At 46.1% G+C, this 12,290-nt stretch carries 11 protein-coding genes; 4 read left to right on the forward strand and 7 right to left on the reverse strand.

Annotated elements, in window-relative coordinates:
- Positions 1-65 precede the first annotated feature (65 nt).
- Positions 66-425: a hypothetical protein gene (locus tag BMZ72_RS07115; protein WP_143087631.1), complete on the reverse strand. Its 360-nt coding sequence runs from the start codon at positions 423-425 to the stop codon at positions 66-68.
- Between the two features lie 127 nt (positions 426-552).
- Here BMZ72_RS07115 and BMZ72_RS07120 point away from each other — a divergent pair, with 127 nt between their 5' ends.
- On the forward strand, positions 553-1,248 hold the full coding sequence (locus BMZ72_RS07120; protein ID WP_089806618.1) for a LytR/AlgR family response regulator transcription factor: 696 nt from the start codon (positions 553-555) through the stop codon (positions 1,246-1,248).
- A 251-nt stretch (positions 1,249-1,499) separates the two neighbouring features.
- Here BMZ72_RS07120 and BMZ72_RS07125 read toward each other — a convergent pair whose 3' ends face one another.
- A complete protein-coding gene (locus tag BMZ72_RS07125; protein ID WP_089806620.1) occupies positions 1,500-3,731 on the reverse strand; it encodes a transferrin receptor-like dimerization domain-containing protein in 2,232 nt (743 codons plus the stop codon).
- A 301-nt stretch (positions 3,732-4,032) separates the two neighbouring features.
- Here BMZ72_RS07125 and BMZ72_RS07130 point away from each other — a divergent pair, with 301 nt between their 5' ends.
- From BMZ72_RS07130 to BMZ72_RS07140, 3 genes are all read left to right on the forward strand, one after another.
- The gene (locus tag BMZ72_RS07130) at positions 4,033-4,269 is read left to right on the forward strand and encodes a hypothetical protein (RefSeq protein WP_089806622.1); all 237 of its coding nucleotides are present in this window, start codon (positions 4,033-4,035) and stop codon (positions 4,267-4,269) included.
- Positions 4,270-4,469: 200 nt separating this feature from the next.
- Positions 4,470-6,680: a hybrid sensor histidine kinase/response regulator gene (locus BMZ72_RS07135; protein ID WP_089806625.1), complete on the forward strand. Its 2,211-nt coding sequence runs from the start codon at positions 4,470-4,472 to the stop codon at positions 6,678-6,680.
- A gap of 142 nt (positions 6,681-6,822) precedes the next feature.
- Positions 6,823-7,005, forward strand: a complete 183-nt coding sequence (locus BMZ72_RS07140; RefSeq protein ID WP_089806627.1) for a hypothetical protein — start codon at positions 6,823-6,825, stop codon at positions 7,003-7,005.
- A 154-nt stretch (positions 7,006-7,159) separates the two neighbouring features.
- Here the strand turns inward: BMZ72_RS07140 and BMZ72_RS07145 are convergent, their stop codons facing one another.
- The 5 genes from BMZ72_RS07145 to clpB all read right to left on the reverse strand — a co-directional run bounded on the left by BMZ72_RS07145 (position 7,160) and on the right by clpB (position 12,189).
- Positions 7,160-7,693: a hypothetical protein gene (locus tag BMZ72_RS07145; protein WP_089806629.1), complete on the reverse strand. Its 534-nt coding sequence runs from the start codon at positions 7,691-7,693 to the stop codon at positions 7,160-7,162.
- Between the two features lie 124 nt (positions 7,694-7,817).
- Positions 7,818-8,297, reverse strand: a complete 480-nt coding sequence (locus tag BMZ72_RS07150; protein WP_089806631.1) for a nucleoside deaminase — start codon at positions 8,295-8,297, stop codon at positions 7,818-7,820.
- A 192-nt stretch (positions 8,298-8,489) separates the two neighbouring features.
- Positions 8,490-8,819: a DMT family transporter gene (locus BMZ72_RS07155; protein WP_089806633.1), complete on the reverse strand. Its 330-nt coding sequence runs from the start codon at positions 8,817-8,819 to the stop codon at positions 8,490-8,492.
- A 67-nt stretch (positions 8,820-8,886) separates the two neighbouring features.
- Positions 8,887-9,450: a Crp/Fnr family transcriptional regulator gene (locus tag BMZ72_RS07160; protein WP_089806635.1), complete on the reverse strand. Its 564-nt coding sequence runs from the start codon at positions 9,448-9,450 to the stop codon at positions 8,887-8,889.
- A 123-nt stretch (positions 9,451-9,573) separates the two neighbouring features.
- Positions 9,574-12,189: an ATP-dependent chaperone ClpB gene (gene clpB / locus BMZ72_RS07165; protein ID WP_089807288.1), complete on the reverse strand. Its 2,616-nt coding sequence runs from the start codon at positions 12,187-12,189 to the stop codon at positions 9,574-9,576.
- Between the last annotated feature and the right edge of the window lie 101 nt (positions 12,190-12,290).

A 12,290-nucleotide genomic window follows, 5' to 3' on the forward strand; every position in this document is an offset into this window, starting at 1 on the left:
GTTAAACCGGCTGCAGACAATCGCCTACAGCATTAATAAAAAAATGTTTGAAAAAAGCAGAAAGATCAGGCTACAGGAGGCCCACGCCAGTCACTGAGGGTGACAGCAACGCTGATATAAGATTCTTTATATCCTTTGTAATGCGGCTGGATATAGATCAGTATCGTTTTGATACGGATACTGGATACGAACAGACATAACTCGTGGAAGTCATTCAGCGCCCTTGTACGGTGCTTATACCGGTATGGGCTATTAGCTATATTGTAAACAGCATGATCCTTCGCCTGTTCGGTATGTATGGTATTGACGCTGGTCGGCCGTAAAACAGTATGTGAAGAGTAGGATGTAAAAGGGCTCTCTCCCTGCAATGCAGGCAGCAGGAAGATACAGGAAATAAAAAGTAAAAGCCTTTTGAGCTGTTTCAAGTTGAGACCCATTTATACGCATGCAAGATATTTAAACAAATTTATAATACATAGCCTCCTGTGATGTTTTAAGGGAATTATAATCTTGTGTCTGATTCCACGTTACCGGGTTCAGTATATTTGTGGTATGAACTGCCTTATTATAGACGACAACAAGCTGGCGCGTACCGCCATGAAACAACTGGTCAGCCATGTAGACCAATTACAGGTCGCCGGTGAATGCGCCAGTGCCATAGAGGCATATAATATGTTGCAGAAAGAAAAGATAGACCTGCTTCTCCTGGATATAGAAATGCCGGGTATGAACGGTTTAGAACTAACACGGAATATAGGTAAGAATGGCCCTGTGATCATCTTCACCACCGCAAAGAAAGACTACGCCGTAGAGGCCTTCGAACTACACGTAGCAGACTACCTCATCAAACCGGTCACTCCTGCCCGTTTTATCCAGGCCATTGAAAGAGCAAAGGAATTACAACAGGCCGGTACGAAGGAAGTACATGATACAGACAATGAGTTCCTCTTCATCAGAGACAGCGGCATCCTGAAACGCGTTAAATTGGATGATATCCTGTACCTGGAAGCGATGGGTGACTATGTAAAACTACATACTGCACAGAAATTTCATGCGGTACATTCTACCCTGAAAGCAATAGAAGAACGTCTGCCAGCGACAAAATTCATGAGAGTACACCGCTCTTATATCGTCGCACTGGACAAGATCGATTCAATAGAGGATGGTGCAATTGTAATTGCGAAGAATGCAGTGCCGGTGGCAGATGCCTATCGCGCAGCACTGAATAGCAAACTAAATCTCCTGTAAGGATCTTCTTAAAAGGGAGGCTGATTAACAAGCATATGCCTGCCTGTGTATTGTCTGAGTATAGTCTGACTATACTCACCTTCCGTTAGTGCTGCGTAAAAAAGGTAGCATTAACGGAAGGTAAGTATAACCTGACTATAGCAGAAAGAGGTGGACTAAAAGCCACCTCTTTCTGCGCAGTATCTTCCTGCTGTTGGATAACAGTCCGCCTGGAAATAAACCGGCAAACAATTACCACTAATTCTTAATTCCTAATTCTTAATTGAATTAAGTGTCTTTTCCAGATAATCTGTCAGTCTGTTAATGGCTGTTGCCGCAATACCGATCTGTTCTTCCGCTTCTTTCCATCTGCGTTGTTCGATCGCTTCGCGGATGCCCGGCATTGTCTTCACACCATAACCCGTATAAAATCCCGGCGCATAGATCACGTGTTTATACCAGGCTCTGTTAGGCAAACCGGCATCATGCAGTAACTGCTGTTCCGCCTGATACAGGGCTTTATTCAGTACATCCAGTTTAGCAACCGGCAACGATGATTTCCTTGCATCCTGCACATGCTGTGCTGTTTTATCAAGGGCAACCAGGGCATTCTGTAATTTCGAAAAGTCAATATAAGGCACTTCCGGTTTAGCAACAGGCGCCTTTAATGGTTTGGTAGCATCTCCTGCCAGCTGATAAGCATTATTGCTGATCACCTGATTTTCTACAGCGGTGCTTTCTCTCATCTGTTCTGCGAGGGAAAGCAGATCAGTGGTATAACCGTTGATCGTTTTGGAGAGACTGCGAAAATCAAATGGCAGCATATCTGCATCAGCCAGTCTGAGGGCCGCATGTCCGGCCAGACGGGACAAGGCTACGCCATATTCAAATCCCGGATCTTTAAAGCGGGAGTAATTCTCATAAGTGTCATAAATGGAATGATATTCACCACCAGCGCCTTCTCCCCCAAAACCTACGTTCAGGGATGGAATACCCAGGTGTTGCAGGAAGGAAGAATAATCAGAACCTGATCCCAGTGCGCTGATCGTCATCTCTTTCTTTGCCAGGATATCTTTCTTCGCTTTCGTAGTGGCAGCAGATACCAGGTCGGAAGCCTGTTTTCTTTCGAAAATGCTGACTTTCGTCTGCGGATCACTGATACTCCTGGCAATCTCACCCATAAAAGGTTCCAGTGCGTGTGAACCACCTACTCCCAGGAATCCGCGGCTGTTACCATCAGAATTGATATAAGCGACTGCTTTCTGCTGTAATTCAGCGGCATGGGCCTCTACCCACTCAGTCGATCCCAGCAGACCAGGCTCTTCACCATCCCAGGCAGCGTACACAAGCGTTCTTTTCGGTTTATAGCCGTTTTTTGCCAGTTCACCGATCGCTTTTGCTTCTTCCAGCAGGGAGGACAGTCCACTGATAGGATCAGCTGCCCCATATACCCAGGCATCATGGTGATTACCTCTGATCACCCACTGGTCAGGATACTGACTTCCTTTCATCGTAGCGATCACATTATAGGCAGGCACCATTTTCCAGTCAAACTCCAGTTTCAGGTGCACTTTTGCTTTTCCGGGGCCGATATGGTAGGTAAATGGTAAAGCACCTCTCCAGGCCTCCGGTGCTACAGGACCTTCCAGCGCGGCCAGCAAGGGAGCAGCATCGTGATAGCTGATGGGCAGTACCGGGATCTTTAACAGATTAGTAGCAGCAGACCTTTCCAGTCTTTGGGCATTTTCCGTCGCTCCTACGCCAGGTGTCAGCGGATCGCCCGGATATATCACCATATCCATAACAGAGCCTCTCTGGACCCCGTATTCGCTTTTATAAGCACCCACAGGGTACACATCCCCCTGGTAATATCCGTCATCTTTCGGATCAGAATAGATCAGGGTACCGATCGCGCCATGTTCCTGTGCTACTTTCGGCTTGATCCCTCTCCAGGAACGGCCATATTTGGCAATCACTATTTTCCCTTTTACATCGATTCCCAGTCTTTCGAGGTATTCATAGTCCTCCGGCAGACCATAATTCACAAAAACCAGTTCTCCCGTCACATCTCCATCTGCACTCCAGGCATTATAGGTAGGCAGTTCATCCGGCTGTCCCGTACTTCCGTCCTCCTTCAGTGCAGGCTCCTTCAGCACAGCTTTATAACCCGCAGGATAGCTGGCTTCCAGCACCCGGGTCTTCGGAGTAGGAAACAATACCTGGTAAGTCTCCAGATGGGCATCCCAGCCATAACTTTTGAATTGTTGCAGGATATTCTCAGCCACCCATTTATCCCGGGGCATGCCCAGATAATGCTGTTTGGCCGACAGCGTCTTAATGTTATTGCCGATAGCGGCAGCGCTCAGTACTTTGTCGAAACGGGCTTCCAGATCCTGTTGCTGTTGCGCATGTTCACCGTTAAAACCACTCAGCTTTTGTTGTGCATAGGAGCTTTGTAGTAACAAAAACAAGGCAATACTGCTGGCAGTTGTCTTCAGATTCATTGTAAAAAGAGGATTTTTTTGGTCGAGATAAAGCGGTGGCGAACAAATATAATGTATCCCGTCGACAGTTCGTCCTTTTCCACCGATGACTCGTGCCTGTTAACCCAAATGCGCCCGGACACTGGGCTGCGGCGTCTTATCTTTGAGTCAGCAAATCAAACAAAGGCAATCGTGCTGAAAACAACAACAGAAAAGGACAACAAAAAACAAAAGCACAATAAAACAGTACGATTGCTGATGCAAACATGCTAAAAAGGACTACTAATTATAAACTAGTTAATCACAAACAAAACATTCAGTCATGAAAAAGTTAGGAACACTGATGGCAGCTGCCATGATCTTCGCTGGTACCGCAACCTTTGCTGCTACTCCGGTTCATACCGCAAAAGCTAAAGCTACAACTGCACACGCAACAGTAAAACCTGCAGCAACTAAAGCTACAACTGTTAACGCTAAACAGGAACCTGCCAAACCAGCGGCTGCGACGCACGCAAAAAAAATGCATAAGAAACATCACGCTAAGAAAGCCACTAAATAAGGGGCTGTCGACAAATAGGATTTTGGTTCAAAATTTCGAATGACGGGTGACGAATGCTACAACATTCGTGATTCGTCATTCGCATTGTGAGAAAATCATCATCCCTGCCTACTGTACGATGGCGTCAACCAGCTACCTTCTCCCCGAAAGAGAAATACACTGTACAAATTCGTAATTTTAACAAAACACCGCAGAGCACTATGCAGCCAAAGCTGATCAAATACTACCTGCTGGGCCTGTTCGTAATAGGCCTCGTACTGTTCATAGTGCTGCAATTCAACTCAGCTCAGAACATCCGTAAGCTCATCTCCGGCAACGAAAAGCTGCTGGATGAACTCAACGTAAAGAATGAGCTCCAGAAACTTCAAACCAATATAGCCAAAACCGATAGTAAAGTACGTGGCACCGTTATTTCGCAGGATACCCTCAATATCACCGGTATTGAAGCAGAAGTCGCCGTTATCAAAGCCGATCTCGGCGAGATCAATAAACTGGTCCTGAATGACAGTACTGAAAAACTCCTCACCCAGCTGAACTACCTCGTAGACGAGAAAAATAATTTCAATGTAGCCGTACTGGATAGCTTTTATCTGAAAGGGAAATGGTCCGCCGAAAGGATGATCAATGCCCAGAAAGGTAAACGTCTCGGCGAAGCGATCAACGTGATATTACATGCGCTGGATAGTACCCGGCAGACAGAAGTGAACCGGACAACACACCTGATTGACACCAGCGGACAAAAAGCCTTAAACTGGGGCACCATCATGCTCTTTTTTGCGTGTTTATCCAGTCTGCTGTCATTCCTCTATATCACCAGCCGTATTTATAAGCAGGAACAGCTGATTGAAGCACTCGACCATTCGCAGCAACAGGAAAAGAAGCTCACCGTGGTCAAAGACCAGTTCCTCGCCAATATGAGCCATGAGATCAGGACGCCCATGAACGCCGTATTAGGCTTCACCCATCTGCTGCAACAACAACCCCTGAATGAAAAGTCCAGGGAATATGTGGCTTCTATCCAGCACGCGGGCGAAAACCTGCTGGATATCATCAACGATATACTCGACATCTCCAAAATAGAATCAGGTATGATGCGCCTGGAACCGGTATCATTTAGTCTCAGGGGAATGATGCATTCCCTGCAACTGATGTTCCAGCCCAAAGCACAGGAGAAATTACTGGACCTGAACGTCCACATAGAGGCCGGCGTACCGGATATCCTTTACGGGGATGTCATGCGCCTCACCCAGGTACTTGTCAACCTGATCAACAATGCCATTAAATTCACCCCGCAGGGCCAGGTGAATGTCAGGGTCTCACCGGTCAGCGGACATGAAGCCGGCGTACGGCTATTATTCACCATCGCAGATACCGGTATTGGCATCTCTCCCAATAAACTGGCTACCATATTTGACCGCTTCAACCAGGCAGAAGCCGATATCACCCGTAAATACGGGGGCACCGGATTAGGACTCACCATCGTAAAACAACTGGTAGAACTACAGCATGGCGCCATCAGGGTAGAGAGCGAGCCTGGAAAAGGAAGTACGTTCCTGGTAGAACTCCCCTATACACAAGGTGAATTGCTGGCCGAAGGGACCGACCATTCCGGTTATTCTCAGGAACATTTCACCCTGCCACAGCAGCCGGATATACGCCTGCTGGTAGCAGAGGATAACCGTATGAACCAGAACCTGCTGAAGCACTTACTGGGTAACAGACAATTACACTATCAGCTGGTCACTAACGGACAGGAGGCCCTCAATGCCATCTCAAAACAACATTTCGACCTGATCCTGATGGATCTTCAGATGCCTGAAATGGACGGTTATACCGCTACCAGAAAGATCAGGGAAGAATTACACTCCAATATTCCGATCGTTGCCATGACCGCACACGCCATGGCCGGAGAAAGAGAAAAGTGCCTCCAGGCAGGTATGAATGAATACCTGGCCAAACCGATACGGGAAGAAGAACTCTACCGGATGATACAGGTCTTTACCGGCAAAAGCAGTACGCCGGAGCATTATGTACACCAGTATCAGCACAACGGATACCCGTATAACGGAGAATCCTCCCTGGTACAACTGGAGTACCTGCAACAGCTGTCCCGCGGAGATAAAGCATTTGAACAGAATATGCTGACACAGTTCGTCACACAGCTACCGGAAGATCTTTCTATGCTTAAAAAGGCGATTGATGAGGAAGCTGCTACGGATATACGTCGTACCGCACATACGCTGAAAACCACTATTTCCTTTATCGGACTGGAAACACATCTGTATCCGATCCTGGAATCACTTGAACGCGTGGAGGTTAACTACGACAAAGCCCTGGTTTCCGATCAGTTCAATACGCTGAAACGCTTGTGTGTACAGGCTTTGCAGGAAACACTGCAATTGCTTTTCTAAGCCCGACTCCCAATTGGGGCTTTTCAACGACACTTAGACCCTTTTCACCGAAACCGCCCGATACGCGCTCATTCCGGCAGTACCTTTACTTCAGTAATTGAAAACAATTCATCTCTCAAACACATTTTTAAAACTTACGATCATGAACATTAAAAAAGGTCTTATTGTAGCAGCGGTATTTATGAGTGTTAGCGCTATCACTTTCGCACAGACTCCAGCTGCGAAACCTGCTAAGAAAGAAAAAGCTAAAACCGAGAAACCAGCTGCAGACACAACTGCTAAAGCGCATAAAGCTCATCACGCTGCTCCTAAAAAAGCTGCTTAATCTGATTTCAATCAGGAATTACGCATTCAGCTTGCCATACGTTTAAATAGAAAGCCTCTCTACATAAGTACGGTGAACAATTCCTGATAGAAAATAATAAAGGGGGCTGTCTGATAATACAGACAGCCCCCTTTAATTATTTTAATCTCCTGTTTTATTCGGATAGATCGGTGGATTGCGCTACGATGATCCCGTTCTCATAAATAACACGCTTAATTGTATCCCCAGAAGGTGAAAAATAGAGCCAGGTACCTGTTTTAACCCAGTCTTCCTCCATCAATGGGCTATAAGGACGCTTATACTTCTCCAGCCTTACTTTACGGCTAGAGTTCGACATACACACATATACCTCCTTCAATTCAATCCTATTGTCACCTAAGGTACGGCCTACCGAACATATTTTTTCTCTTTCACGACTTTCAACCCAAGCCAGCAGCAAAAAAAACAATACAGGAGAAGACGTAAAAGCCCCTATTTTGTCCGCCAGTGAATATACGCTTATCACTTTTTTTGCTAACATGAATATCAATGCACATGTCCATACTCCCCAGAACGTAAACAAAAACATACGATATTTCTGGTCAAATGGATCATCACTATTGTAGTTGCACATCTCGGCCACAATGAAACTGAAAGAGGCTATGTAAAAAATGACGTTCGAAACAATGATCTGTTTATTTATTTTCATCAGTCGGCGTATAGAGATGCAAATATTACATATCCTTTGTTAAAAACCAACAGGACATAGCTTCCCCAAAGCCTTTTCCTTCAATCCGGCCTCCAATTCTTAATCCTTAATTTTTAATTCTTAATTAATACAGCGTTCTGTCTCCTTTGATCTGCCAGTCCCTGAACACCGCAGCAGCGGATGCAGACGGAAACGCTATAAACGGGATCTTCTTATCTGAGTGTGGTACCTGAATCTCCCGGTAGATAAATGAGTCATCAAAATCAATGGCTGCGGCATCGTCCTTTGTATTGGCAAAATACACGCGTTGGGGTCTGGCCCAGTAAATAGCCCCCAGGCACATCGGGCAGGGTTCACAGGATGTAAATATCTCACAATCGTGCAGCTGGAAAGTATTCAGCCTGGCACAGGCATCCCTGATCGCTACGACTTCCGCATGCGCCGTAGGATCGTTGAATGACAATACCTGGTTCCAGCCACGTCCTACGATCTCGTCTCCCCGTACAACGATAGCGCCGAAAGGACCGCCGTCCCCCTTTTCCATTCCCTCGCGGGAAAGGTCCACCGCCATCTGCATAAACCGTTTTTCTCTTTCTCCGATCATAAATGTTGCTTTGTACCAAAAATACAGAAAAATGACGCGCCGTGAGTACAGGGTAAATACTGGTTTTATTACAGGTATAGTGCTACAGAGGGGAGCCATGACAGGAAGCCGTGATAAAAAAGACCTGATGGAACTGGCATTTTGCGTCCAAAATGTTCCTCCATCAGGTCAGTTATTGAAGACAACTACTATTTAGTGTGGTGATACCACTTTTAAGCCGATTATAGAGCCGATCAGGGTAGTGATGAATAATACACGCAGAAAGGTAGCCGGCTCCTTAAACACAAGGATACCTACCAACACAGTCCCTACAGCACCAATACCTGTCCATACAGCATAGGCAGTACCCAGTGGTAAGGTTTGCGTGGCCTTCATCAGCATATACATACTGAGTGTCAGACAGGCTGCAAAACATGCATACCAGAAATACGCAGTATTCCCTGCCGTTTCTTTTGCTTTCCCTAAGCTAAAAGTAAATCCTACTTCGAATAGGCCGCCGATTATCAGAATGATCCAGTTCATAGTCCTTTTTGTTTCGGGACAAAATTAGACCGTGTATAGACGCCTGGACTTTACAAATGTTAAATAATTAACCTTTTTCGGCCCTGATACGGCTTAAACTGACTGCTGATATACCAAGATAGGAGGCGATATGCCCAAGCGGTACCCGCTGTAGTAAGGCAGGGTTTTCTTCCATGAATTCCTTATATCTTTCACTGGCGCTGCCGATCTGCAACTTGATCAGTCTGTTTTCCGTTTTGATGATCTCCTTTTCGGCAAACTTCCTTCCCCAGTTGGCAATATTGATATCCTCCCGATATAAAGCCTGGAGTTTTGCCGCTTCCATCTGATACAATTCACAGTCTTCCAGCAACTCAATATGCTCGTATCCGGGTTTCTGTTCAACATAACTGCGCATGGATACAACGGCATCTCCCTCCTGTCCAAACCAGAAAGTGACGTTCCGGTCACGTTTCTCCGAAAAAGCACGGGCGATGCCCTGTCTGATAAAATACACCTGATCCTCGATCCGTCCGGCCCTTAGTAATAAATGTCCTTTGGGGTAGCTTTTTTGTTCAGCAATGTTTTCTAACTGAACCAAAGATTCAGCCGGTAACGGATAGATATTACACAGTATTTGTTGAATGGTCATTAAATCCAATTGGTTATAAAGATAGGAAAGATCGCTATGATCGGAATTGCATAAAAAAACCCGGATAAAGAATTACCCGGGTATTCGTAACTGTATATCGTCGTATTTGAATAGAAAATTTTGTTACGCGCCTACTGTGTGATTGTTCCTTATTACTACTACTCCGTCAAACACGTCAATCAACACCGGCTTGGTCTTATCAATATCTCCTGTTAGTATCTTTTTACTCAGCAGATTGATGATCTCTTTCTGTATCAACCTTTTCAGTGGTCTTGCCCCGAATTGCGGGTCATAACCCTGAACAGCGAGGTATTCAAGCGCATAATCAGAGAATTCCAATATCATGCCATTTTGTGCTACCAGGTTCTTTAACTGTTGTAACTGAATGTTAATTATTCCCTTAATTTCTTCACGAAGCAGCGGCTGGAACATAATCACCTCGTCCACACGGTTCAGGAACTCCGGACGGATGGTCTGTTTCAGCAAATTCATCACTTCCGCCTTGGTCGAATCAACTATATATTCACGGTTATTTTCCTCAATCCTTTCAAAATTCTCCTGGATGATATGACTACCCATATTGCTGGTCATGATGATAATGGTGTTTTTAAAGTTCACCACACGACCTTTGTTATCCGTCAGACGGCCGTCATCCAATACCTGCAGGAGTATGTTAAAAGTATCCGGATGTGCCTTTTCTATCTCATCCAGCAGCACGACAGAGTAAGGTTTACGTCTTACGGCTTCTGTCAGCTGTCCGCCTTCTTCATATCCCACATATCCCGGAGGCGCACCTACCAGACGGCTCACAGCGTGTTTTTCCTGGTATTCACTCATGTCTATACGCGTCATCATAGAGTCGTCGTCAAACAGGTACTCTGCCAGGGCTTTCGCCAGCTCAGTTTTACCGACACCGGTCGTACCCAGGAAGATGAACGAACCTATGGGACGTTTAGGGTCCTGGAGCCCTGCCCTGCTTCTGCGGATCGCATCAGATACCGCGATGATCGCTTCTTCCTGACCTACTACACGTTTGTGGAGTTCGTCTTCCAGATTAAGCAGTTTATCTCTTTCACTCTGCAACATCCGCGAAACCGGAATACCTGTCGCTTTGGCAACGTTTTCCGCAATATCCTCTGCATCTACCTCTTCTTTCAGCAGACGTTTATGGTCTGTTGACATTTCATTCAGCTCCGCAGTGTATTTTGCGATCAGTTCTTCCTGTTCTTTTACCTTTCCATAACGGATTTCAGCTACACGGCCGTATTCCCCGTTACGCTCTGCCTGCTCTGCTTCCAGCTTAAGATTTTCAATGTCACCTTTGGCAGCCTGCAGTTTGTCCACTACCTCTTTCTCTTCCTGCCATTTTGCTTTGAAAGTGCTGCGTTGTTCTCCCAGACGGGCAATCTCCCCGTTCAGCTCACGCAACTTGTCTTCATCGTTCTCGCGTTTGATCGCTTCTCTTTCAATTTCCAGTTGTCTGATACGACGTTCCAGTTCGTCCAGTTCTTCCGGCATAGAGTTCATTTCCAGGCGGAGTTTAGCCGCGCTTTCATCGATCAGGTCAATCGCCTTGTCCGGCAGGAAACGATCTGTAATGTAACGGTGAGATAATTCAACCGCTGCAATGATCGCTTCGTCTTTGATCAGCACATGGTGATGGCTTTCGTAACGCTCTTTCAGACCACGGAGGATGGATATAGCATCTTCCACATTTGGCTCGTCTACCATCACTTTCTGGAAACGGCGTTCCAGGGCTTTATCTTTTTCAAAATATTTCTGGTATTCTGTCAGTGTGGTGGCGCCAATGGCACGCAGTTCACCGCGGGCCAGGGCAGGTTTCAGGATATTGGCAGCGTCCATCGCTCCCTCCATCGCACCTGCACCTACCAGGGTATGGATCTCATCGATAAAGAGCACCAGTTCTCCGTTACTTTCTGTCACCTCCTTGATCACTGATTTCAGTCTTTCTTCGAACTCCCCTCTGTATTTAGCGCCCGCCATCAATGCACCCATATCAAGGGCGTAAATGATCTTGGAACGCAGGTTCTCAGGCACATCTCCGTTGATAATACGGTGCGCCAGCCCTTCTACGATCGCCGTCTTACCTACACCCGGTTCTCCGACCAGGATAGGGTTATTTTTGGAACGGCGGGAAAGGATATGCAGCGTCCTGCGGATCTCCTCATCACGACCTATGACAGGGTCCAGTTTACCGACACGGGCCAGCTCATTCAGGTTCTTTGCATATTTCTGCAGGGAATTATATTGGGTATCAGCAGTTTGAGAATTTACTGTACTACCCTTACGCAGATCTTTTATAGCTGCCTTCAGGCCTTTCTCTGTCAAACCTGCATCTTTCAGCAATTTGGCAGTGTCATCACTGCCACCCAGTATGCCGAGTAACAGGTGTTCCACACTGACAAATTCGTCTTTAAATTCCTTAATGCTGGAGCCAGCTCTCAGCATGGCGTTATTTGCATCACGGCCTAATACCTGCCCGGCTTCCCCTCCGGAAATGCGGGGGTATTTCTTTATTTGATCTTCCAGTCTGGAAGACAGGAAGTTCACATTTATATTGTTCTTCTTAAGTAAATAGTCGATAGCACTGTCCTGGTCTTCCAGCAGCGCCTTTAACAAGTGCCCTGTCTCAATAGCCTGCTGTTGTCCATTGAAGGCCAGCTGCTGCGCTTGTTGCAGTATTTCCTGCGATTTAATGGTGAAGTTGTTCAGATTCATATACAGTTTATTTTCTCCTTTTTTCGTCTTTCTAAACGTCATATAGAGAACAACAAAACCTAGTCCAAGGTTAACAGTTGGGGCATTTTGTCAGAAATAAC

The sequence above is a fragment of the Chitinophaga sp. YR627 genome, from assembly GCF_900114995.1.
Lineage (GTDB): Bacteria > Bacteroidota > Bacteroidia > Chitinophagales > Chitinophagaceae > Chitinophaga.

Bases quoted from the DNA above. Each gene is read 5' to 3' on its own strand.
- BMZ72_RS07150 (WP_089806631.1), bottom strand. From the start codon at position 8,297: ATGATCGGAGAAAGAGAAAAACGGTTTATGCAGATGGCGGTGGACCTT.
- BMZ72_RS07135 (WP_089806625.1), top strand. From the start codon at position 4,470: ATGCAGCCAAAGCTGATCAAATACTACCTGCTGGGCCTGTTCGTAATA.
- BMZ72_RS07155 (WP_089806633.1), bottom strand. From the start codon at position 8,819: ATGAACTGGATCATTCTGATAATCGGCGGCCTATTCGAAGTAGGATTT.
- BMZ72_RS07145 (WP_089806629.1), bottom strand. From the start codon at position 7,693: ATGAAAATAAATAAACAGATCATTGTTTCGAACGTCATTTTTTACATA.
- clpB (WP_089807288.1), bottom strand. From the start codon at position 12,189: ATGAATCTGAACAACTTCACCATTAAATCGCAGGAAATACTGCAACAA.
- BMZ72_RS07140 (WP_089806627.1), top strand. From the start codon at position 6,823: ATGAACATTAAAAAAGGTCTTATTGTAGCAGCGGTATTTATGAGTGTT.
- BMZ72_RS07130 (WP_089806622.1), top strand. From the start codon at position 4,033: ATGAAAAAGTTAGGAACACTGATGGCAGCTGCCATGATCTTCGCTGGT.
- BMZ72_RS07120 (WP_089806618.1), top strand. From the start codon at position 553: ATGAACTGCCTTATTATAGACGACAACAAGCTGGCGCGTACCGCCATG.
- BMZ72_RS07160 (WP_089806635.1), bottom strand. From the start codon at position 9,450: ATGACCATTCAACAAATACTGTGTAATATCTATCCGTTACCGGCTGAA.
- BMZ72_RS07125 (WP_089806620.1), bottom strand. From the start codon at position 3,731: ATGAATCTGAAGACAACTGCCAGCAGTATTGCCTTGTTTTTGTTACTA.